The organism is Haladaptatus sp. SPP-AMP-3 (assembly GCF_049568665.1).
Taxonomy (GTDB): Archaea; Halobacteriota; Halobacteria; order Halobacteriales; family Haladaptataceae; genus Haladaptatus; species Haladaptatus paucihalophilus.
Window position 1 is genome coordinate 1,414,754 of the sequence record NZ_CP145897.1, and the last position, 21,959, is coordinate 1,436,712.

Consider the following 21,959-nt stretch of genomic DNA (forward strand, 5'->3'; position numbering starts at 1 on the left):
CTCAGTCGTCCGCCGCCGCGGCGGATTCGTCCATGGCTTCCGCGTCGGCCTCGATGCTCGGCGGGTACTTGCCCCGGTCGAGTTTCAGGTCGCTCTGTGGACGGGCCATGCAGGTGAGCGCGTAGTGTTCGGATTCTTCTTCGGTCAGACCGCGGGCGGCGGGTTGAGTCACGTCGCCCTCGACGATTTCCGCCGAGCAGGCGAGACACATGCCGACGCGACAGGAGTACTCCTGTGCGATGCCCTCCTCGATGCAGGCGTTGAGGATGGTCTGTTTGTCCGAAACCTGGATGGATTCGCCGGTCCCGACGAACTCGACGGTGTACTCGGTCATACCCCGGCGTACGAAACAACTCGGCAAAACTCTTTATGCACGCCGTCGTGCATTTAGCGTCCTTCTCAGGAGGACACAATAGGGGATAAAGAGTTTTCTCGCTTCCCTCTCGTAGCGAAACGCATGAGCGAACGATACGATATGGTCGTCGTCGGTGCGGGGACGTCGGGGTGCTACGCCGCGGCGACCGTGGCCCGCGAGGGGTACGACGTGGCGGTTGTCGAGCGGAAGACGGAAGAAGAAGCGGGCCACATCGCGTGTGGTGACGCCCTGAAGGGGGCCGACGCCTTCCCCGAGGCGATTCCCAAGGAGAAGCTACAACCGGCGTTCACCAACACGGGCGTCGACCACGGGCGATTCGAGATTCCGCGGGAGGACACGGTGCTCGAAATCCCCATCCCCGGCGAACTCGCCGTCATCGACCGATGGGAGTACGGACGACGCATCATTCAGGGCGCGAAGGACGCCGGTGCGGAGTTCCACTACGACACGGTCGTCCAAGACGTGACGCAGAACGACGACGGACGCGTCACGGGTGTTCGAGCCATCCACAAGGGCGACGTCGTGGAGTACGAATCCGACCTGCTCATCGACGCCGCGGGGGCGCTCTCGCTGTTGCAGGACAAGACCGACTTCTCGGGCACGACGTTCGACACCAACGTCACCTACTCGCAGTTCTGTTCGGCCTACCGCGAAATCATCCACGTCGACGAACCGGTCGAGTGGGACGACGCCCTCGTGTTCAAGCCGACCGACCGCGCCGCGGGCTACCTCTGGTACTTCCCGCGCACCAGCACGGAGATCAACGCCGGGCTCGGCTTCCAGATGAACGAAGAGCCGATGGAACTCGTGGACGACCTGAAACACGACCTCCGCAACCGGGCCGAGTTCGACGGGGCGACCGTCGAGGACAAACTCGGCGCTGCGCTCCCGACCCGCCGCCCCTACGATTCGGCCGTCGCGCCCGGCTTCATGGCCGTCGGCGACGCCGCCGGACACGTCAACCCGACCACCGGCGGCGGCATCGCGGGCGCGGCGTACGCGGGCAAGTACGCGGGGGAGCAAGCAATCGAGGCCCTCGAAACCGGCGACGCGAGCGAGCACGCGCTGTGGGAGTACAACCGACGCGTCATGGACCACTTCGGCGCGCGATACGCCGGTCTGGACATCTACAACATCTTCACGACCGCCGTGGACGTGGACGACCTGATGGGGATGCTCGGCGCGCTTCCCGCCGAAAAGCTCTCCGAGGCGCTGTACTCGGGAAGCGCCAACATCGGCCTCCGCCTCAAACTGCAGACGGCGCTCGATGCGCGCGACCACTGGCGACTCGTCTACGACCTCTATAAGACGAAGAAACTGGCCGACGAGGTTCTCGACCACTACGACCACTACCCGACGGACCCGCGCGGCCTCGCCGCGTGGCAGGACGTGCGCGACGACCTGATGGACGAGGTGTACGCGACCACCGGTGCGGCTCCGAAATACTGAACCCAGTCACCCGTACGGTCCGCCTTCTATGACCGGTCAGTATTGTACGGTGTATGAAAGTCTGAATGCGGGTAAGCCACCGCTACGAGGGAGAGATAAGTCATGACATAGCATGGCTGGAGGGATGAAAAGTCGGCGGGAACGGCAACGAACGGAAAAAAGAGGGGAGTCGTTATTCTAGTTCACGAACGACAATCTCACCGTAGCTCTGGACGGTTACTTCGTAGTCGAGGATGGTGAAGACGACTTTTCCACCCGTTCGAGGCGACCCGTCGTGCTTGTCGCTAAATAGATTGTCGAGCGCGTCGGGGTCGATGACGTCGTATAGCGGTACCCCGATGTCGCTGGGGTCTCCCCCGGTAATATCCGTAAGTGCCATGACGACCGCGGTACTGAGTTGTTCCCCGTCGGCGTAGATGGTGTACTGGTTCGTCTGCGCTGAACTCGTGATAACTGCACCGTCGTTGCTGTCGTTGATGTTCCCGTTCATAGGTTGTACCTCTCGAACACTGCAATACTGTTCGAATCTACTTAGACGGTTGTGGCGGGTGCTTATAAAAATTACCGTGTTCAATTGAAACGGTTGGTGGAACGCAATCACGGTCTGAGTAACAGGTATCGGCAGCGTGGAAATCCACCCACTATCGTCGTTGTTGTACCAATTACGGACGTTGCCGTGCGATTTCGGTGATCGATGTCGAAAGGAGGTCCACGCCGATTTGGAGACTGTCCTCGTCCACGTCGAAGGTCGCGGTGTGGTGGCCACCGGGGTGGTCGGTTCCGACGCCGACGTAGGCCGCGAGACCGCCGTTCCCTTGGACCTCCTGCATCAGATACGTGGCGTCCTCGCTCCCGCCGAGCGTGTCGCGGCGAATCGGGTTCTCGACGCCGCTCGTGTTCAGGGACACGTCGTGGACGATTTCGACCAATCCCTCGTCGCTCTCGGCGCTCGGCGCTTCCCCTTCCGCGCTCAGTTCGACGGAACAACCGTGCATCGTCGCCGCGTTTTCGAGGACGCGCTCCGCGCGCTCTTTCATGTAGTCCTTGAGTTCGGTCGTCTCGCCGCGGACTTCGCCGTCGATGAACGCCTGCTCCGGGACGATGTTCGTGGCCGTCCCGCCGCCGACCTGCCCCGCGTTGACGCGCGTCGGACCGTCCTCGTGGCGCGGGATGGCGTAGAGGTTCTGGATGGCCGTCGCCATCGCCTGAATCGCGTTCTCCCCCGCGTTCGGCTGCCCGCCAGCGTGGGCCGGTTGGCCGGTGAACTCGGCGAAGAAGTGGTCCACCGCGAGGAATCCATCGACGCCCGCGACCACCTCGCCGGTCGGGTGGTCGAGGCCGATGTGAACCGCGAGGAGGTAGTCCACGTCGTCCAGATGGCCGCTCTTCGCCATCGGCTTGCCACCGGCGACCATCTCCTCGCCGGGCTGGAAGAGAACCTTGAACGTCCCGTCGAAGTCGCTGTCCTTGATGGCTTCCAAGACGCCGATGCCCATCGTGATGTGCGAGTCGTGCCCGCACGCGTGCATCGCGCCCGCGTGCTCGGAGCGGAACCCTTCCGCGGCGGGAACGTGGTCCTCGTCGGTCGATTCCTCGCGGAGCAGACCGTCGATGTCCACGCGGAGGGCGACGGTCGGACCCTCGCCCCGGTCGAGTACCGCGATAGCGCCCGTGTTGCCGCCGTCGAGTCGTTCGAGGACGTCCTCACGTGCACCCGCTTCGCGCGCCTGTTCGTACCACGTTTCGAGTTCGTCGTCGTCCGGGACGGACATGCGCTCCCCTTGGGCGAGCACCTCGGGACCGACGAACAGGTCGTCCACGCCGATGGCTTCGAGTTCCTCCACGATGCGAGCGGTGGTGTAGAACTCGCGCCACGCCGGTTCCGGGTGGCGGTGAAGGTCACGTCGAAGCGAGACGAGTCTGTCACGGCTGGTCTGTTGACTCATGGCGAGGTGGACGGCGGGCGGGGCCTTAAATACTCCAAAAGCGGCCATGCCGTCGAATTTCGTTCTTAGAATTGCGCCCGGAATTGAAAACTTAGTGACCGTTTTGCACAGAAACGTCGCCGTCTGTCAATTTTTGCGGACTACTTTTATACTATCGCGGTTGCTTGACACAGGGTGTCAGAGGTAATATGAATGAGTTCGCCAACTGACGAACGTGACGGAGAAGTCGAAGAGGAGTTAGCGCAAGCAGAACACGCACGACACGAGTCTCGCATCGAGTTCTACGGCGGGACGGCGATGAGCGCGCTACCCATCGGCTTGTTCATCGTCTGGGCCGTGTTCCAGAGCGGTTTCCTCGGCGTCGGGAGCACATCGGGCCTCGTCGTTGGGATGCTCGTCTCGCTTATCATCGGGATGTTCTTCGCAAAGGGCGACTGGAAAACCTACGCCAACACCATCTTCGAGGGGATGACCCAGCGCGTGGCGGCGACGGCCATCGTCGCGTGGCTCTGGGCGGGCATGTTCGCCCAAGTGTTACAGGACGGCGGGTTCGTCCAAGGACTCGTCTGGGCCGCGGACGCGTTGCACGTCGGCGCGTCGCTGTTCCCGGCGGCGACGTTCATCCTCGCGGCGCTGTTGGCGACGGGCATCGGAACGGGGTACGGGACGACCATCGCGTTCACCGGCCTGTTCTTCCCGGCCGGTCTCGTCGTCGGCGCGAACCCGGTGTTGATGTTCGGTGCGATACTGTCGGGCGCGGTGTTCGGCGACAACCTCGCGCCGGTCAGCGACACGACCATCGTGAGCGCGGTGACCCAAGATTCGGACATCGGCGGCGTCGTCGCCTCCCGGTTCAAGTACGCGCTCACCGCGGCGGTGTTCGCGCTGGTCGGCTACGTCGTCGCCGGGATGATGATGGACGGGGCGAACATCGCCGCCGACGTCTCGTTGGACAGCAACCCCATCGGCCTCATCCATCTCGTTTCGATGGGTATCGTCATCGTGACGGCCATCTCGGGTCGTCACATCGTCGAGGCGATTTCGTGGGGGCTCGTGTTCGCGGTTATCGTCAACGTCGTCACCGGCCTCGCGCCGATTCAGAAGATGTTGGTGTTCTACGCGCCGAACAACGGTCCGCTCGCGAGCACCTTCGGCTTCCTGCCGTTCGTGCAGACCGTCGCCGTGAACGCCGACAACGCGGGGACGGTCGGCGGCAGCCTCTACAGCGGCGCGTCGGGTTTCTTCCCGCTCATCGTCTTGACCCTGCTCATCGTCGCGGGTGCACAGATAATGATTCGGGGCGGCGGGTTCGAGGCGCTCCAGAACTTCCTGTTGAACGTCGTCGCGACCAACGTCCGGCGGGCGGAGACCACGATGGTCCTCGGCACGGCGGGCGTCAACGCGATGATAACCATCAACACCGCCGCCGAAATCGCCATCGCTCCCTACGTCGCCCGCATCGGTAAGCGGTTCAACGTCAACGGGTACCGCCGCGCGAACATCCTCGACGCCAACAGTTCCGCGATGGGCTACATCTTCCCGTGGGGCGGCGGCGTCCTGGTCGGCTACGCCACGATGATTCAACTCGTGAGCAGCGACCAGTTCGGCTGGTTCACCCGGTCGATGGTCGTCAACCCCGCGGAGGTCTGGCCGTTCGTCTTCCACGGCTGGTTCCTGTTCGGCGTGTTCCTGATATCGGCCCTGACCGGGTTCGGACTGGAGTACGTTTCCGACCGCCGCGCCGAGGAGGTGGCGCGGGTATGAGCCTCCTCGACAAGTATCTCGCCGGGTGGTCGTTCCGGACGAACAAACCCGAGTTCGAGGCGGGCGAGGAGATAGACGTCTACCTCACCGGCCACCGTAACGGGACCGCGACCGCACGTGTCGGCGACACCATCCTTCACGTCGAGGGTGCGCCGTCGAACGCCGTCGACGAGCGCGTCCGGCTTCGCGTCGAGGAGTTCGACGCGAACGAGCACGTCGGACGAGCGGCCTTCGTCGAAGCGCTCGACGGGGAATAGTCACGGTCCGCGGTTCGACGAACGTCGGTCGCGCCAGGATGTCGGTTGCACCGGGACGTCGGCCGCGACGAGGAGTCAGTTACGTCGGGTTACTCCGTAACCCGCCGCTTACGTCCGCTTTATCCCCGCGAGACGCCTCCCTACGAGTGCGTACCACGGGGGGTACGGAACGATGGAATCGAACGATGCTATAGAACTCCCGAACCCGAGCGATTCGCGTCGGGAGTTCATGAAGAAAGGACTGCTCGCGGCGGGTGCGGTCGGACTCGGCGTTGCAGGGGTGGGGACGGCGGCAGCACAGGACGGGCGGGAAGTACTAGTGTACTTCGACGACTACGTGGCGGACGCGCGGTTCCGCGTCGTCTCGCTGCTTCCGGCGTCGATAACCGTGCGGATGCTCTCCCTCCCCGGCGGCGGTGAGGCGGCCGAAATATCGCAACCGGACGACTACAACGGCTACGCGATTCGATACGACAGAGGAACCGGAAGCGTCGCCGGGGCCTCCTACGTCTTCACCAAAGGGACGCTACAAGAACGGACGAGATACGAATTCTCGCGGGACGCGACGGTGTTCAGCAGCCGTCTCGGACTTCTCGACACGACCGTCAGTCGGCCGTGAAAACTGACGGTCGTGAGCCGAGCGGTCGCTGAACCGCGTGTTTTTCGAATTCCGGAAGAGAGAAGAAACGAGCGGCGGTCAGGCTTTCCCCATTCCCTGAATCTGTTCGAGTTCGACCTCGACGCGGATTCCCGGCGGGAAGTCCATCTGGGCGACGCGGCGGGAGACGTCGTTGTGCCCGACGATCTCCAGCCGTCGGGTGTAGACGGTGTAATCCCAGCTTCGGAACTGTCGCCCTTCGTCGCCGGAGAGCGTCTTGTACTGTGGTACGCGATGTCGCTCCGGCGGGTCCGAATGCGGTCCGCGAAGGTCGGCCCCTTTCCGTCCGGCCAGCGAGCGAATGTCGGATACCACGCTGTCGAGAACGGGACGGTTCCCGCTCTGGAGTAGTATTTTCGTGATGAAGGTCATGGCTAGCTCTGTAGGCAGTACACAATCCTTCTACGTAAAACGTCTGCTTCCGACCCGAGGGATTCCTCCGCAGGAAATTCGACATTCACTAACGAACTATCACGAGGAATTCAAAACGGAGCGCGCTGGTGGCACGAAAATGCCCGTATTGGTTCGACATTCCTTTAATGGCTAACCTCGTAACTGAACACAATGGCAGTTAACGCTACGAGCGCGGGTGCGATCCTGTTCAGGGATACCCGCGGTCGACGAGAATACCTCCTCCTCAAAAGCCGACCGGGCGATTGGGAGTTCCCGAAAGGCGGCGTGGAGGGCGACGAAGAGCTACAGCAAACGGCGATACGGGAGGTGAAAGAGGAGGCCGGAATCGAGGACTTTCGGCTCCTCGACGGCTTCCGCGACGACTACAGTTACGTCTTCGAGGCGAACGGAACGACGATTCACAAGACCGTCCACCTGTTCATCGCCAAGTCCTACGAGGCCAGCGCGGAACTCTCGACCGAACATCGAGACCTGCAGTGGCGCGACTACGAGCAGGCGATAAACACCATCACGCAGGACGGACCGCGCGACATCCTCCGTGATGCGGACGAGTACCTCGACGAGTACGAGGACGCCTGAACGAAGAAAACGAACCGCGGATTTTTTCGAAGACTACCGTCGCCGAGCGAGCAACGCGACCGCCGCGAGCGCGACGACAGAGATACCGACGCCGAACCCGGGTTGACCGCTGCTGTCGGTGGTCGTCGTGGAGTCGTTCGACGTGGTGGTCGTCATGTTGGATTCATCGTACGTCGTCGGGGTGTTCGCCGCGGTCGTCCGCGACCCGCTCGTCCCGTCACCTTTGACGTTGAGACCGCCGTATTCGATGGTGGGAGCGCTGTCCCCGGTTCCGGCGTAGACGGTGATTCCGTACATGTTCGCGGGGAGTTCGCCGTCGACCGTCGTCTCGTTTTTCACGGTGAGTTCGTCGGCGCCGGCCTTCGTCGTCAAGGCCGAACCGTCTCCGCTCCCCGCTTTCGCGGTGTCGAACGTGAGGACGACGGTGCCGTCGCCGTCGCTGTCGGTGACGCTCGCGTTGAGCTTGTAGTCCATCGCGCCGCCGCCGAGTTGGACGGTCACGGCGTCCACGTCCTCCAGCGTGACGTTCATCGTAACCGTCTCACCCTGCTCGACCTCGTAGATGGAACGATTGAACGAGACCGTACCGTTCGCATCGTTCGACTGGAAGAGCGAGGGGGACTGTACAGCGGGATTGGTCGTGCTCGCCGCGTGTCCGGCGGAACCCGCCGCTGCGGGTCCGGCGAGGAGCGAGACGACCAACAGGGTCGTGAGGGCGTTTCGTAGGGTCATAGATATCGGGGTACCGGTACCGAAAACCGGTTTACTCGTCAGTTGACGAGAGGAGTCGATCTTTCCCATCTCCCAACAAATATTTTTTGATATCGCGTAGTCGAATCGCTTACCAGCGCTGGGAGAGAGGGTACCGTATGGACGAATCGGAGTTCGTCTTCGAACTGCGAACCTGCCGGTGGGTCGAGCGACGGTGGCCGCCCGACGGCGGCGACCGGGCCGTCCTCGTCTCCCGACAACTCGGAACGAAGCGCAGACGATGGGATACCGTCGTCATCGAGGTCGATGCGGACGCGTTCGCCCGCCGGGCAGACTTCGGTCGCCGTCGCCTGGACGGTGACATGCTCGGCGTCGTTCGACACGCTCCCGCTGAGTGGGAGTGGTACCGGGACGCCCTCCCCGACCCCGACTATCCGTGGCGGTACGTCCGCGAGACGATTCACGAGGCGGACGAACGGGGAATTTTGAAGGTGAGAAAGCGAAGCAACCGCCTCGAAATCAAACGGCGGTACGAGTACCCGGACTGGATTCGGCGCATCGTCGCCATCGAGAACAAACCGGACTTGGACGCCAGCGCGGCCCGCGACTTGCGACCGCAGTTGGAACGGGACGTTGCCCTCTCGCTGGCCGACGAGGTGTGGGTGGCGACGAACGCGACGGGCGAGACGGTCGAACCGGCACTGCTCGAATCGGTGCCGGTCGAGGCGGGAATTCTGACGTTCGACGGGCACGACGCCGCGGTGGCGTGGTACCCAAGGACGCTCGACGCGGGCACGCCGGGGACGCGAATCCTCGAACGACCCAGCGGCGGGAAGTACGACCAGTCGGCCGCCCGGTTCGAGTACGTCCCGCCCGAGGAGAAAGCAAGAAAGCGGCTCGAAATCGCGGAACGGGCGTACGAGCGAGGGTGGCGCACGTACACTCGGACGATGCGTCCGGACTGTCGGCACTTCGAACTGCGGCGGGAGGAGGCGTTGGTGTTGCCCTACTGTGACGCGAAATCCTGCCACCAGACCGCGCGGGAGTGTTCCGGGCGGTGCTCGGCGTTCGAACCCGAACCCCCGGCGTGGCGGCAGAAAGGATGGCCCATCGAGGGCGGGCCGGGGAACGCCAGCAAACGACTGCTTGAATCGCGTCGGGAACGCTATCGTCCGGGGCAGTCAGCGTCGGACGGCGAGTGATTCACCCGGACTCTTCGACCGTGATGTCGTCGCGGGCGACGGCGAGTTTGAAGGTCGGGACAGTTCGGTAGACGACCTCGACGACGCCCTTTCGTTTCAGACTCTGGAGCGCGGCGCGCACGTCGTCCACGTCGGGGTCGATATCGAACTCATCGCGGACGCTGTGCAGGACGGAGACGACGCTCGCCGACCGGTCGTCCGGGTCGGGAACGACGTCGAACACCTGTCGCTGGAGGGTCGGGACGCGGACGACGCTCGGCGCATCGTCCTCGTCGTCGGCGACCATGCCGGGCTCTACGTCCACGAGGTCGTTGGCCTCCGTCGTCGCGCGGATGTAGCTGTTCTCGTCGCGGTAGTAGTACTCCTTCAGTTCGCTTTCGAGATACTGGTGCACTTCGCTCCCGCTCTCCAACCCCCAGCGGTCCTGCAGTTCGCTGTTTTTCGTCGGTTGGAGTTCGACCAAATCGGCGAGACGGTCGCGGGCCTCCTCGGACAACGTCATTGTCGCGTGATTATGACGGGGGGTTATTTCCCAGTTCCGAAGCGTCACGAGGAATCACGGGGTGAGCGCGGGTCCGTCGCCGTCACCCACCCGTCCGCAACGATTAACCGAATACCCCGAGACATCCCACGCATGCCCGAATGGGACACGGTACGATACGAGTTTTCGGACGACGTTGCGACGCTCACGGTCGACCGCCCCGACCGACTCAACGCGTTGAACGTCGAAACGCTCCACGCGCTCCGCGAGGCCATCGTCGAAGCGGAGGCGGACGGTGCCCGCGCGCTCGTCCTCACGGGTGCGGGCGAGAAGGCGTTCATCGCCGGGGCCGACATCAGCTACATGCAGGACCTCTCCGTGACCGACGCACAGGAGTACGCGGAGTTGGGCCACGACGTCGCCGACTCGCTCGAAGCGTTTCCCGCGCCCGTCGTCGCCGCCATCAACGGCTACACGTTCGGCGGCGGGTGTGAACTCGCGCTGGCGTGTGACCTCCGGGTAGCGAGTTCGAACGCCGTCATCGGCCAGACCGAAATCGACCTCGGCATCATCCCCGGGTGGGGCGGCACCCAGCGACTCTCGCGGTTGGTCGGCGACGAACTCGCCCGTCGGCTCATCTTCTTCGGCGAGCGCATCGACGCACAGGACGCCCACGAGATGGGGCTGATAGGCGAAGTCGTCGCTCCCGACGAACTCGACGCCCACGTAGAGGAGATGGCGACCGACCTCGCGGAACGCCCGGCGTTCGCCCTGCAAGCCGCGAAGGAGGCGCTGAATCAGGTGCAGGAAGGAACCCAGTCGGCGGGACTGCGCTACGAGCGTCGGCTGTGGAGTTCGCTGTTCGGCACGCACGACCAGCGAGAGGGGATGGCGGCGTTCGTCGAGGACAGGGACCCGAACTTCGACTGAGGGAGAAAAGCGTTTTCAATCCTGCGGCGTCGGACGGGCGTCCGGGGGTTTCGTAACCGTCTCTTCGACCTGCGTGTAGACGAGGGCGGCCCCGAGCGCCGCGAGGACGCCGCCGACTTCGAACGGCACTTGGAAGCCGAACTTGACGAGGAACCCCGAGGAGAGCGGCCCGATGGCGGTGCCGAGACCGAACGCCATGGTGAGCAGGGAGAGTTGCGTCCCGGACTGCCCCTTTCGTGCGATGTCGCCCGCGAGCGCCAGCGCGGGGGCGAACACGAGCGCACCGGCGACGCCCTGGACGAGGCGGGCGATCAGCATCTCCACCGGCGTTCCGACGAAGCCCTGTACCACCGTGGCGGGGACGAGCAGGACGAGTCCGGCGACGATGAACTGTTTTCGGCCGTAGCGGTCCGTCGCACGGCCGATAGGCGTCTGGAGGGCGACCTGTGCGAGGACGAACGCCGCGAACTCGATGCCGAACCACAGTTCGTTCTGTCCGAGTCGCCGGTTGATGGTCGTCTCCAGCGTCGAAATCAACGCGATGCTGATGGCCATGAACAGCGAGGCGAGCGCCAGCGTGAAGATTGGGTCGAGACCGCCGCGCGAGCCGAGAATCGTGATGGAGAAGTCGTCGGCCGCCTCGGCGTCGGCCTGTTCGGGGTCGCTCACGAGCAACGTGACGAGCGCGAAGCTGATGAGCGCCCCCAAGGAGGCGATGTAGAAGGCGGATTCGAAGCCGGTCATGTGAATGCCCGCCACGGTGTAGGGACCGTTGTGAACCAGCGCACCGGCCGCTATCGGCCCGGCACCGAATCCGAGCAGTCGGAACGTGTTGAACACGCCCATGTTTCCGCCGCGGTTCTCGTCCGACGCGAGGTCGTTGACGAGCGCGATGGTGCACGGGATGGTGAAGGCCACGCCGATACCCTGAACGGCGCGAATGGCGACGAGCGCTGGGTAGCTACTGGCCAAGGAGAAGGAGAAGTTCGTCACCGCCAGAATTCCCAGTCCGAGCAGGATGAACACTTTCCGCCGCTCGGATTTGTCCGAGAGGTATCCCGCGAACGGTTGCGTGAAGCTGTTCAAGAAACCGAACAGGGAGAGGACGATGCCCGTGATGGCCGTCGCTGTGAGTCCGAAAGAATTCCCGGTTATCACGCCGCTGGTAATGTAGAGCGGGAGAACGATGATGAGAAACGAATTGCCAGCCGAGTCGGCCATCCGTGCAATCGCCAAAGCTAGCACTCGCCTGTCTACACTGAACATTCGAGTCGAAATACCGACTGCACGGTGAAGACAGTTGTGATGGCGGTCGTCGTGGCAGCAATCGTCGGGGCGAGGGAGCGGTAACGGCGGTTCGAGAGGGGGAGCGCGATAACACCTAAGCACGACCGCGGCGTCTGTGCTACCATGACACAAAGAGTCAAGTACAATCGGGTCGAGTCGGTGCTTCGGGAACTCTCCTATCCCATTCTGCGTGAGGACGCGGCCATCGAGTTGGACGAGACGACGCTCGTCCTCGCCGAGGGCGAGGAGAACCTCGGCGGCCTCATCGCCCAGACCGACCAAGAGGAGTACGAGTCCGCGCGCGACCTCGAAACGGAGGTCAACAACGTTCTCCCGCGCGAAGCGGTCGGCGAACCGTACCAGTCGGAGGGGGAGGGATAAGCGAAAAAAGCGCGGAAAGCACGCTACTTAAATGGCCGCGTTTGTTAGTCCGGGACAACAATGGAGTTCTGTGACGAGTGCGGTTCCATGATGAAAGCAAACGACGGGTTCTGGGTCTGTGGTAGCTGCGGCCACGAGACTCCGCGGGGCGACGCCTCGGAGTACGTCATCACCGAGGACCAAGAGGCGAGCGAAATCATCGAGAGCGGCGGCGGTAGTAACGGCCTCCCGACGACCGAGGTGCAGTGTCCCAACTGTGACAATGACAAAGCCTACTGGTACCTCCAGCAGATTCGCTCGGCCGACGAGAGCGAGACCCGCTTTTTCGTCTGCACCGAGTGCGAACACAAGTGGCGCGAAGACGACCACTAAATCGGCTTTCTCGCGGCGCGGTTTCGCTTCCATTTCGATGAGCTGACCCTCGAAACGAGGAGTCACCAATAGACTCCGTTTCTGGCCGTGTTTTCGTCTTTCCAGTTGTCCTCGAAAACCCCCGACGCCACGAACCGCACTGGAAACGCGCTGATGCAAAGTCGAGTAACCGCCTCGGCGCGTGCGACAGCAGGCCTTCAACTGAAGGCCTGCTGGCTATCGCGCGAGGGACGACTGAGTGAACGCGAAGGAGTCGGTTGGGGAGGGTGTGGACGGTTGCGGTTTCATCGACGTCTGTATTTGCAGTCACAGAAGTACCGGAACTATCTCATAACGAGCGGACGGGGGCTTTCGAGGCCTCGCTTGTAGTAACCTCGTTCACCCTAAAACCGGACTTCCCTCGCTACTACTCCCCACGTCTTCCTCGAAGTCGTCCGTCAACCCTTAAGACGAATCGCCGACAACAGTTCAGGCAATGTTTGACGCGGACGACCTCGACGAAATCCGCCGGGGGAAAGACGAGTGGGAAGCGGAGACGCTCGACCCGACGCTGGAGCGGTTCGGCGAGCGAAAGGAGGAGTTCACGACCGACACGGACGGACAGACGGTAGAGCGCCTCTACACGCCGAACGACGTCGCCGACACGGACTACGAGGAGGACCTCGGCTATCCGGGCGAGAACCCCTACACGCGCGGCGTCTACCCGACGATGTACCGCGGGCGACTCTGGACGATGCGCCAGTACGCCGGGTTCGGGACGGCCGAAGAGACCAACGAGCGGTATCACTACCTCATCGACAACGGCCAGACGGGGCTGTCGGTGGCGTTCGACCTGCCGACGCAGATGGGCTACACCTCCGACGCCGCGATGTCGGCCGGGGAAGTCGGGAAGTCGGGCGTCGCAATCGACTCGCTCGCGGATATGGAGGCGCTGTTCGACGGGATTCCTCTGGACGAGGTGAGCACGTCGATGACCATCAACGCGCCCGCATCGGTGCTATTGGCGATGTACATCGCGGTGGGCGACCGGCAGGGCGTCTCCCGCGAACAGCTCCGCGGAACGATTCAGAACGACCTGCTCAAGGAGTACATCGCGCGGAACACGTACATCTTCCCGCCCGAACCGTCGATGCGCATCATCACGGACATCTTCGAGTTCTGCACCGAGGAGGTGCCGAAGTTCAACACCATCTCGATTTCCGGCTATCACGTCCGCGAGGCGGGCGCGACGGCGGCACAGGAACTCGCGTTCACGCTCGGCAACGGTATCGAGTACGTCGAGGCGGCGCTCGACGCGGGGTTGGACGTGGACGAGTTCGCGCCGCAGCTCTCCTTTTTCTTCAACGCGCACAACGATATTCTGGAGGAGGTATCGAAGTTCCGCGCCGCGCGGCGGATGTGGGCGACCATCATGGAGGAACGCTTCGGCGCGGAGAATCCCAAATCGAAACAGCTCAAGTTCCACACCCAGACGGCGGGGTCGACGCTCGCCGCCCAGCAGATAGAGAACAACGTCGTCCGGGTGGCGTATCAGGCGCTGGCGGCCGTCCTCGGAGGGACCCAGAGCCTGCACACGAACGGCAAGGACGAGGCGCTGGCGCTCCCGACGGAAGAGAGCGTGCGGACCGCGCTCCGCACCCAGCAGATTTTGGCCCACGAGAGCGGCGTCGCGGACACCATCGACCCGCTGGCGGGGAGTTACTACGTCGAGGCGCTGACGGACGACTTGGAGGAGGAGGCCTTCGACCTGCTCGACACCATCGACGAGAAGGGCGGGATGCGCTCGGCCATCGAGAGCCAGTGGGTCCAGCGCCAGATTCAGGACGTGGCCTACGACCGCCAACAGGAGATAGAGTCCGGCGAGCGGACCATCGTCGGCGTCAACGAGTTCGAGGTGGACGAGGAACCCGAGATGGATATCCAGGAGGTCACGGAGGAGGACGAACGCCGACAGATAGACCGCCTGAACGAGGTCCGTGAGGAACGAGACGACGGGGAAGTCGAGGAGACGCTGACCGCACTCCGCGAGGCCGCGGAGGGAGACGACAACCTCATGCCGTACATCGTGGACGCGGTGAAGGCCTACGCGACGGTTGGCGAAATCTGTAACGTGCTCCGGGACGTGTTCGGCGAGTATCGACCGGGAACGGCGATTTAATCGGGCGAGTCGAGCCGACGAGTACCTCGCCATCGTGGTCCGCGATCGTCTCCCCGGTAGCGGGAAGGTACTCGTCCATGAAACGGTCCACGCCGGTTACTCCGTCGACGGCGATACCGTATCCCTTTCGTTGCGTGTCGTGGGACATCCTTCTTCCCCCACCGTCGGCCGACACCGAACTCCCCGGTCCGACGGATGCATACCGTGTCAAATTCTGCCACGATGAACGTATGGGCACGGTCCCCCGGTTCGAGGAGAGTAGGGACCGTAGTTCGCCGCTCAGACGTGCTCCAACAGCGCGTCGATGTCGTCCGCCGTGTTGAAGACGTGAACGGAGGCGCGGACGGAGTTGTTCGGATACGGCAGCGAGCGGATGCGAATCCCCTCGCCAGCGAGTCGTTCGACGAACGCGTCCGGGTCGTCCACTCCGAAGGTCACGAGGCCGGACTCGTACTCGCGGGGACTCAGCAATCGCGCGTCGTCGGACGCGACGAGGCCTTCCTTCAGTCGGTCGGTCAGCTCCCGGATTCGGTTCTCGATGGTGTCGTAGCCGACTTCCTCGATGACGTCGATGGCTTCCCCCAGTCCGGCGTACGGTGCGGGCGAGACGGTTCCCACTTCGAGTCGGTGCGCGCCGGGTTCGTAGGCGTATGCCTCGGCGTTAGGGTCCTCCACGCTCCGGTAGCCGATGTGGGCCGGGTGCAGATGGCGTTCCGCCCCCGAACGGACGGAGACGAATCCGGCACCGAACGGACCCAGCAACCACTTGTGACCGGCACCGGCGACGAAATCGGCGTCCCATTCGGTCACGTCGACCGCCATCTGGCCGGGACACTGCACCGCATCCACGAGAACGAGCGCACCGGCATCGCGGGCGATGTTGGTGAGTTCCCGCACCGGAAGCATCGTCCCGTGCGTCCACGTCAGCGCGCTGAAACAGACGAGTTTCGCGTCGGCTACGGCGTCTTTCACCGCATCGAGGTTGAGTTGTCCGTCCTCGCTCGGAACAACGTCCGTCTCCACGCCCTGTCGCTCCAACCGCTTCCACGGGAGGATGCCCGAGGAGTGTTCGAGGTCGGTTCGAACCACGCGGTCGCCGTGCTCCCAATCGAGCGCGGCGGCGATTCGGTTGATGCCGTCCGTCGTGCTCTGGGTCAGCGCGATTTCCTCGGGGGTCGCACCGAGGTGGTCGGCGACCGTCTTCCGAGTCCGGTCCAGCACGTCGAACGTGAACGGATACATCCCCTCGTCGGCCGGTGTCTCGTACTCGTGGCGTTCGAGACAGGATTCGTTGGCCTCGACGACGCGGGTCGGGCTGGGGCCGCTCGCGCCCGTGTTCATGTACGTCGTCCGTTCGAGCGCGGGGATGTCGGCTCGCAAGGCAGTGGGTTCCATCGGATACAATCATGCACGGTACGCCTAATAATTCCCACCTCGCGGCAATCCGGTCGGTCGAATCACCACCGTTATGCCGCGATACGGCCATCGTTTCCGCATGCAGATAGACCACATCGGCATCGCGACCGACGATGCGGCCGGACTCGCGGAGACGTACGAAGCGCTGTTCGACGCCCCCGTCGCCCACGAGGAGGAGTTCGACGGACTCCGCGTCGTCTTCCTCGATTTCGGTGGAAGCTACTTCGAACTGCTCGAACCGCTCGAAGACGACACGATTTCCCGGTATCTCGACAAGAACGGCGCGGGCATCCACCACGTCGCGCTCGAAACCGACGACATCGAGGGCGCGCTCGAAACGGCGCGCGACCGCGGCGTCGAATGCATCGACGAGGAACCTCGACCCGGCGCGTGGGGCCACGACGTCGCGTTCCTCCACCCGAAATCGACGGGCGGCGTGCTCGTCGAGTACGTCGAGCATTAAATCGGTCGTTAAAACCAGTCGTCCGCACGCAGTTCGTTCGCGGGAAGCATCCGAGAGGGTGGTTCAGCGAACCACGCCGCCCCGTTGAGTTCGCCGCTCTGAATCGAGATGTCTCCGTCCAGATAGTCGGCATCGAAGAAGACTAACAGAAGGTGGAGGCATTTCTCGTCGTCGTTTTCGGGGACCACGGTTAGCCGACGAAGCAGGAACGGGTCCGCGAGTTCGCATGTGACGTTGGTCTCCTCTTCGACCTCTCGAACAGCGGCCTCCTCGGACGTTTCACCGTCCTCGCGTCCGCCGCCCGGAAGACCCCACGAATCCGCTCCCCGATTGAGAATCATCAGCGCCCGTGGACAGTCGTCGAACGCCCCGTCAGGCATCGAATCGCTGAGCGGGGCGGCGTCTTCGGGTCGACGGACGACCCACGCGTACGCACCCCCCGTGTACCCGTCGCGGGCGTATCCGACCAATTCCTCGAACTTTGCGATACCGGTTTCCTGTGTCCGCTCTTCGACCGGAACGTCGCCGTACTCGTCCAGCAGTCGATTCATCCGACGTTCGACCGCGGCCCGATTGACTTCGAAAGACATGATTCTCACGAATAATGGCGGAAATATAATTGAACCGGAACGACGATACGCTCGACGGTTACTCGAACGAAATCACGAGAGTTCGTAAAACGAACGAGGCGTCTCAGAACCGAGTTCCGGCGTTCACTTGAACCGGAACGTCTCCAGATTCTTCGGTGCGAACGTGCGGATGTTGAAGTCGTGGTAGAGCGACGAGGAGAGGTCTTGGGTCGAACTCTCGTCGCCGTGGACACAGAGCACCTTCTCGGGGCGGGGGTTCATCGTCTTGACGAAGTTCATCAGCCCGGCGCGGTCCGCGTGGCCGGAGAAACCGTCCACGGTTTCAACGTCGAGTTCGAGGTTAAGCGTCTTGTTCCGACCGCCGCGTCCGTTGATCGGGATTTCGTCCCATCCGCTCTGGATGCGACGACCGAGGGTTCCCTGTGCCTGATAGCCGACGAACACCATCGTGCTGTCCGGGTCCGGACCGACGTGTTCGAGCCACGACATGATGGGCCCGCCGGTGACCATCCCGGACGTCGAGAGGATGATACACTGGTCGCCGTCCGCGACGTCCTGTCGTTCCTCCTCGCCGCCGTCGATGTGATTGAACTGCGGCGCGAGGAACGGGTTCTCGTCCTCGTGGAAGATACGGTCTCGGAGGTCGTCGCGCAGGTATTCGGGGTACGTCGTGTGGATGGCCGTCGCCTCCCATATCATCCCGTCGAGGTGGACGGGCATGGTCGGGATGTCGCCGTTGCGCATCGCCTCCTCAATGACGAGCATCATCTCCTGTGACCGCCCGACCGCGAACGCGGGGATGACGACCTTGCCGCCCTTTTCGTAGGTCTCGTTGATGACCTTCTTGAGTTTCTCCTCCGAATCCTTCTGGTCGGTCTGGTAGTCGTTCCGACCGCCGTAGGTCGATTCGAGGATGAGCGTTTCGACGCGCGGGAAGTCGTTCACCGCGCCGTTGAACAGGCGCGTGTCGGTGTAGTGAATATCGCCGGAGAACGCCACGTTGTACAGGCCGTCGCCGATGTGGAAGTGCGTGACCGCGGAGCCGAGGATGTGACCCGCGTTGTGGAACGTGAGTTTCACGTCGGGCGCGATATCCGTGACGTCGCCGTACTCCAGCGGGATGGTGTGCTTGAGCGCTTCCCGAACCATCTCGCTCTCGTACGGCGGGACGCGGCCCTCCTTCGCGGCCACGTCGAGGTAGTCGAGTTGGAGCAGTCCCATCAGGTCGCGGGTCGGTTCGGTCGTGTAAATCGGGCCGTCGTAGCCGTACTTGAACAGGAGCGGGATGAGCGCGCTGTGGTCGAGGTGAGCGTGGGTGAGCACCACCGCGTCGATGGTAGCTGCCCCCGCGCCGAGTGCCTCCTCGACTTGGAGGTACGGCACGTCGTCGGAACCGGGCTTGTCGCCACAGTCGATGAGGATGCGGGTTTCGGGCGTCGAGAGGATGAAGCTCGCCCGACCGACTTCGCGGCAACAGCCGAGCGTCGTGACGCGAACCCACTCCTCGTCGCTCATCTCCTCGCGGTGTATCTGTCGGCCGACCTTCTCCAGGATGTTGCGACGGTCGTCGCGCTCCTGTTTGAGGAAGTTCCGGACGTTTGAAACCGTCGAGGATTCGATGGGCGGCGTCCTGACGACTTCGGGCGTCCAGCCGACTTCTTGGGTTATCTCTCGGAGCGTACTGCCGTGTTTGCCGATGACCATTCCGGGTTTCTCGGCCTGGATGACGACTTCACCGGTATCGGCGTGGAAGTCGAGGTCCGTCACGCCCGCCTCCTCGGGGATGACGTCGAGGATGTCCTCGCGCGCCGTGTCGGGGCGTGAGAGGACGTCGGGGTCGGGACGAACCGTGATGCGCTTTCGCAGTTGGCTCGCCAGCTTTCGGATCAGGTCGCCGTTGCGCGCGAACTTCTTCGGGTCGCGCGTGTAGACGACGAGTTCCGGTCCTTCGTACTTGACGTCGGATACCGAAATGTCGCTCGGGAGTTCGCTCGTAATCGTTGCTTTGAGGTCTTCGAGTTGTTGCTCTACTTTACTCATGGTGAAAACAGTCCGCTTCGTCCGTTGGGAGAGCGAATGCTGTTGGTCCGGCGTATCTGGGATTGTCGCAGTCGGTGGTTTCGAACACCGTGACCACTACGACGTATACAGCACAGCATAGATTGTCTCGCTTGTTCTGCGGGATTGGAGCATACGCGTCAACGCGCATAATGTGGTCCTGGTCTCCGAAAGCAAACTGCTCATGGGTGACACAGGAAAACCCGCTTATCCCCCACTAAACGGTGTGGTTATAAAAGCCTTCTCAAAACCCCTAAATCTACTCTGCACGACGTATTCCCCATGCGACTCACCCCTGCGACCGTCGCGGACGAACACGAGTGGGTTCGGGAACGAACGGAAGTCGTGATGCTCATCGACGACGTTCGAGCGAATCTCGGCGAGGCGTTCGGCACGGAGGTCGATTCCGTCTCCGCCGCCGACTACCGACGCGAAGTGAACGCCGTGTTCGCCGACGGCGACCTCGCGGTGAACGTCGCCGCGCTCGTCGCCCTGCTCCGCGACCTCGACGTCGAAAACGACTACCCCGGATTCGTCGTGGACGAACTCCTCGGCCGGGAACTCGCCGGAATGATCGCGGGCAACCAACCCCTTCGCCTCCTCGGCGAGGCCACGTTCCACTACGCGGATATCATGCACCACGTGGACGACGAGGCGGCGGGCGTGGACGACTTGGACGCCGCCCTCGCCGCCGGATTTCAGACGCGACTGCCGGGGTGGGACTGGACGGAAGGCGAGAGTCCGTTTTCGGTGGAGTGAGTCAGACCTCGGCGTCTGCGTCCACTTTGAAATGTCGCCCGCCGCGCATCATGTCGAAGCCGAAGAACGCGAGCGAGAGCGCGCCGACCGCGTTCACCGCAATCCAGCCGAGTCCGTTGTCGGCGAGAACGCCGGTGAGCAGGAACGACACCGCGAGGCAGACGTATCCCAGACCGGCTAACCGATACCAGCCCACGTCCCACGGCAGTTCGACGCCGGAGAGTATCAACAGGAGGCCGCCGAGGATGCCGACTCCGAACTGCGCGAGTTGTTCGAGGTGGGACAACGCGCGGGGTCCGAACAGGACGAGAAAACCGGCGTTCAGCAACAGCATGAACGCTCCGAGCCACTTGAACCACCGCCGCTTCGGCCCGCCCGTGGGTGCGCTGATGACCGGCGCTTTCATGATTTCGTGTTGGTTGACTGAACGTAAATAACTTCTTTCGATGATTTCGCGGGGGTCAAAACGACAACCGCAGGAGATACGACACCAACACCGACAGGGAGAGACAGAAGAAACCCACATCGGCCAGTCGGCGCTTTTCGACGTTCCATGTGTGGTCGGTGGTCGAAAGGAGAAGGAGGAGTCCACCGCCCGTGCCGAGCGTGGTTTGGACGAGTAAACTCGGGTCGCCCAGTACGTGAAAATCGAGTGCGACCACCATTCCGAGGTGGAGAATCAAAACGAGAACCCCGAGCCAACGTATCGCGCGTTGGCCGACACCGAGCGTCGGAGCGGAAATCGTCGGCGCTCTCATGAGATCGTGTTGGATAACTGGCGTTAAAAAACTTCGTTCACCTGTCTTCGACCCGCAGGTCGAACCCCCAGTCGAATTCCGTCATCGGGTTGTCGTCAGCCGTTTCGGTCGTGACATCCGGCCCCTCTGACCGTTCGGAACACTGATTAAATCTGGGAGACAGCGAACGGACATGCAACCCGCGACGCTCTGCTACCTCCTTCGCGGCGACGAAATCCTCCTCATCCGCAAGAAGCGCGGCCTCGGCGAGGGCAAACTCGTCGGTCCCGGCGGAAAGGTCGAGGACGGCGAGACCCCCCGCGAGGCCGCGGTTCGAGAAGTCGAGGAGGAGGTTCGCGTCTCCGTTGAGAATCCGACCAAGGTCGGCGAGTTCGAGTTCGTCTTCGGCGAGAATCCGGAGATGTTCGTCCACGTCTTCCGCGCCGAGGAGTTTTCGGGAGAACCCCGAGAGACCGAGGAGGCCGACCCGCGGTGGTTCGACGTCGAGGACATGCCCTACGGCGAGATGTGGGAGGACGACCGCCTCTGGATGCCGTATTTGCTCTCGGGTGAGACGTTCTCGGGATGGTTCCGGTTCGATTCGGACGGCGACGAGATGCTCGAACAGGAGTTGGAAACGGGCGTAGGCTTTTGAGTGTGGGTTCGTTTGTATCGACGAATCGAGTTCGTTTTTCGGCGACGGTTCGGTGGTCGCGACGAGTCGTGGCTGGTTTTGCTGTGAGTACAAATACAGACGTCACTGAAATCGCCACCGCAACCGCACCACACGCCTCCCCAACCGACTCCTTCGCGTTCACTCAGTCATCCCTCGCGCTTGCCAGTCGGCCCGCAACCGACCGCAGGTCGCGGGCCGTCTGCTGCACGCGCCAGCGTGGCTGGTCGATATGGCGCACCTCGTCGTTTCGGGTGGTGCGCGGTCCTCGTGAGCGACGAAGGAGCGAACGAGAGGA

The 21,959-nt window shown here is 63.0% G+C and carries 25 protein-coding genes; 13 read left to right on the plus strand and 12 right to left on the minus strand.

What is annotated here, in order from left to right:
* Nucleotide 1 precedes the first annotated feature (1 nt).
* Entirely contained in the window at nt 2-334 is a 333-nt protein-coding gene (locus V5735_RS08025; protein WP_007979359.1) for a 2Fe-2S iron-sulfur cluster-binding protein, read from the minus strand.
* A gap of 123 nt (nt 335-457) precedes the next feature.
* Here V5735_RS08025 and V5735_RS08030 point away from each other — a divergent pair, with 123 nt between their 5' ends.
* On the plus strand, nt 458-1,825 hold the full coding sequence (locus V5735_RS08030; protein ID WP_423745885.1) for a geranylgeranyl reductase family protein: 1,368 nt from the start codon (nt 458-460) through the stop codon (nt 1,823-1,825).
* Between the two features lie 172 nt (nt 1,826-1,997).
* On the opposite strand, the gene V5735_RS08035 is transcribed toward V5735_RS08030, so the two are convergent.
* Entirely contained in the window at nt 1,998-2,315 is a 318-nt protein-coding gene (locus tag V5735_RS08035; RefSeq protein WP_423745886.1) for a HalOD1 output domain-containing protein, read from the minus strand.
* 172 nt (nt 2,316-2,487) lie between these two features.
* On the minus strand, nt 2,488-3,771 hold the full coding sequence (locus V5735_RS08040; RefSeq protein WP_423745887.1) for an amidohydrolase: 1,284 nt from the start codon (nt 3,769-3,771) through the stop codon (nt 2,488-2,490).
* 192 nt (nt 3,772-3,963) lie between these two features.
* On the opposite strand from V5735_RS08040, the gene V5735_RS08045 reads away from it, so the two are divergent.
* The 3 genes from V5735_RS08045 to V5735_RS08055 all read left to right on the plus strand — a co-directional run bounded on the left by V5735_RS08045 (nt 3,964) and on the right by V5735_RS08055 (nt 6,411).
* Nucleotides 3,964-5,535, plus strand: a complete 1,572-nt coding sequence (locus tag V5735_RS08045; RefSeq protein WP_423745888.1) for a Na+/H+ antiporter NhaC family protein — start codon at nt 3,964-3,966, stop codon at nt 5,533-5,535.
* The gene (locus V5735_RS08050; RefSeq protein WP_007979365.1) at nt 5,532-5,792 is read left to right on the plus strand and encodes a DUF7513 family protein; all 261 of its coding nucleotides are present in this window, start codon (nt 5,532-5,534) and stop codon (nt 5,790-5,792) included. The genes V5735_RS08045 and V5735_RS08050 overlap by 4 nt, the downstream gene beginning before the upstream one ends.
* A gap of 172 nt (nt 5,793-5,964) precedes the next feature.
* Complete coding sequence (locus V5735_RS08055; RefSeq protein WP_423745889.1) at nt 5,965-6,411, plus strand: hypothetical protein; 447 nt, start codon at nt 5,965-5,967, stop codon at nt 6,409-6,411.
* 78 nt (nt 6,412-6,489) lie between these two features.
* Here the strand turns inward: V5735_RS08055 and V5735_RS08060 are convergent, their stop codons facing one another.
* Nucleotides 6,490-6,822: an uS10/mL48 family ribosomal protein gene (locus V5735_RS08060; RefSeq protein ID WP_007979367.1), complete on the minus strand. Its 333-nt coding sequence runs from the start codon at nt 6,820-6,822 to the stop codon at nt 6,490-6,492.
* 192 nt (nt 6,823-7,014) lie between these two features.
* Here V5735_RS08060 and V5735_RS08065 point away from each other — a divergent pair, with 192 nt between their 5' ends.
* Complete coding sequence (locus V5735_RS08065) at nt 7,015-7,443, plus strand: bis(5'-nucleosyl)-tetraphosphatase (RefSeq protein ID WP_423745890.1); 429 nt, start codon at nt 7,015-7,017, stop codon at nt 7,441-7,443.
* Between the two features lie 33 nt (nt 7,444-7,476).
* On the opposite strand, the gene V5735_RS08070 is transcribed toward V5735_RS08065, so the two are convergent.
* The gene (locus tag V5735_RS08070; protein WP_423745891.1) at nt 7,477-8,175 is read right to left on the minus strand and encodes a PGF-CTERM sorting domain-containing protein; all 699 of its coding nucleotides are present in this window, start codon (nt 8,173-8,175) and stop codon (nt 7,477-7,479) included.
* A gap of 137 nt (nt 8,176-8,312) precedes the next feature.
* On the opposite strand from V5735_RS08070, the gene V5735_RS08075 reads away from it, so the two are divergent.
* Nucleotides 8,313-9,356 (plus strand): DUF5787 family protein, encoded by a 1,044-nt coding sequence (locus V5735_RS08075; protein WP_423745892.1) that lies wholly within the window; start codon nt 8,313-8,315, stop codon nt 9,354-9,356.
* Between the two features lies 1 nt (nt 9,357).
* Here the strand turns inward: V5735_RS08075 and V5735_RS08080 are convergent, their stop codons facing one another.
* Nucleotides 9,358-9,858 carry a DUF5797 family protein gene (locus V5735_RS08080; RefSeq protein WP_007979372.1) on the minus strand — a complete coding sequence of 167 codons (501 nt, stop codon included), beginning with the start codon at nt 9,856-9,858 and terminating at the stop codon, nt 9,358-9,360.
* Nucleotides 9,859-9,990: 132 nt separating this feature from the next.
* Between V5735_RS08080 and V5735_RS08085 the strand changes: the two genes are divergently transcribed.
* Nucleotides 9,991-10,767 (plus strand): enoyl-CoA hydratase/isomerase family protein, encoded by a 777-nt coding sequence (locus V5735_RS08085; protein WP_423745893.1) that lies wholly within the window; start codon nt 9,991-9,993, stop codon nt 10,765-10,767.
* Nucleotides 10,768-10,782: 15 nt separating this feature from the next.
* On the opposite strand, the gene V5735_RS08090 is transcribed toward V5735_RS08085, so the two are convergent.
* Nucleotides 10,783-11,988 carry an MFS transporter gene (locus V5735_RS08090; RefSeq protein WP_423746011.1) on the minus strand — a complete coding sequence of 402 codons (1,206 nt, stop codon included), beginning with the start codon at nt 11,986-11,988 and terminating at the stop codon, nt 10,783-10,785.
* A 189-nt stretch (nt 11,989-12,177) separates the two neighbouring features.
* Between V5735_RS08090 and V5735_RS08095 the strand changes: the two genes are divergently transcribed.
* The 3 genes from V5735_RS08095 to V5735_RS08105 all read left to right on the plus strand — a co-directional run bounded on the left by V5735_RS08095 (nt 12,178) and on the right by V5735_RS08105 (nt 14,965).
* Nucleotides 12,178-12,435 (plus strand): DUF5789 family protein, encoded by a 258-nt coding sequence (locus V5735_RS08095; RefSeq protein WP_423745894.1) that lies wholly within the window; start codon nt 12,178-12,180, stop codon nt 12,433-12,435.
* Nucleotides 12,436-12,495: 60 nt separating this feature from the next.
* Complete coding sequence (locus tag V5735_RS08100) at nt 12,496-12,807, plus strand: transcription factor S (RefSeq protein WP_069453019.1); 312 nt, start codon at nt 12,496-12,498, stop codon at nt 12,805-12,807.
* A 475-nt stretch (nt 12,808-13,282) separates the two neighbouring features.
* A complete protein-coding gene (locus V5735_RS08105; protein WP_423745895.1) occupies nt 13,283-14,965 on the plus strand; it encodes an acyl-CoA mutase large subunit family protein in 1,683 nt (560 codons plus the stop codon).
* A gap of 279 nt (nt 14,966-15,244) precedes the next feature.
* Here the strand turns inward: V5735_RS08105 and V5735_RS08110 are convergent, their stop codons facing one another.
* Entirely contained in the window at nt 15,245-16,360 is a 1,116-nt protein-coding gene (locus V5735_RS08110) for an aminotransferase class V-fold PLP-dependent enzyme (RefSeq protein ID WP_423745896.1), read from the minus strand.
* 100 nt (nt 16,361-16,460) lie between these two features.
* Here V5735_RS08110 and mce point away from each other — a divergent pair, with 100 nt between their 5' ends.
* Nucleotides 16,461-16,844 (plus strand): methylmalonyl-CoA epimerase, encoded by a 384-nt coding sequence (mce, locus tag V5735_RS08115; RefSeq protein WP_423745897.1) that lies wholly within the window; start codon nt 16,461-16,463, stop codon nt 16,842-16,844.
* 8 nt (nt 16,845-16,852) lie between these two features.
* Here mce and V5735_RS08120 read toward each other — a convergent pair whose 3' ends face one another.
* The gene (locus V5735_RS08120; protein ID WP_423745898.1) at nt 16,853-17,434 is read right to left on the minus strand and encodes an NUDIX domain-containing protein; all 582 of its coding nucleotides are present in this window, start codon (nt 17,432-17,434) and stop codon (nt 16,853-16,855) included.
* A gap of 123 nt (nt 17,435-17,557) precedes the next feature.
* The gene (locus V5735_RS08125; RefSeq protein WP_423745899.1) at nt 17,558-19,474 is read right to left on the minus strand and encodes a beta-CASP ribonuclease aCPSF1; all 1,917 of its coding nucleotides are present in this window, start codon (nt 19,472-19,474) and stop codon (nt 17,558-17,560) included.
* A gap of 300 nt (nt 19,475-19,774) precedes the next feature.
* On the opposite strand from V5735_RS08125, the gene V5735_RS08130 reads away from it, so the two are divergent.
* Nucleotides 19,775-20,251, plus strand: coding sequence for a hypothetical protein (locus V5735_RS08130; RefSeq protein WP_423745900.1), 477 nt, complete (start codon nt 19,775-19,777; stop codon nt 20,249-20,251).
* Between the two features lies 1 nt (nt 20,252).
* Here the strand turns inward: V5735_RS08130 and V5735_RS08135 are convergent, their stop codons facing one another.
* Together V5735_RS08135 and V5735_RS08140 are read right to left on the minus strand one after the other, a co-directional pair.
* Nucleotides 20,253-20,657: a hypothetical protein gene (locus tag V5735_RS08135; RefSeq protein ID WP_423745901.1), complete on the minus strand. Its 405-nt coding sequence runs from the start codon at nt 20,655-20,657 to the stop codon at nt 20,253-20,255.
* A 55-nt stretch (nt 20,658-20,712) separates the two neighbouring features.
* Complete coding sequence (locus V5735_RS08140; protein ID WP_423745902.1) at nt 20,713-21,009, minus strand: hypothetical protein; 297 nt, start codon at nt 21,007-21,009, stop codon at nt 20,713-20,715.
* A gap of 172 nt (nt 21,010-21,181) precedes the next feature.
* Here V5735_RS08140 and V5735_RS08145 point away from each other — a divergent pair, with 172 nt between their 5' ends.
* The gene (locus V5735_RS08145; protein ID WP_423745903.1) at nt 21,182-21,643 is read left to right on the plus strand and encodes an 8-oxo-dGTP diphosphatase; all 462 of its coding nucleotides are present in this window, start codon (nt 21,182-21,184) and stop codon (nt 21,641-21,643) included.
* Nucleotides 21,644-21,959 lie beyond the last annotated feature (316 nt).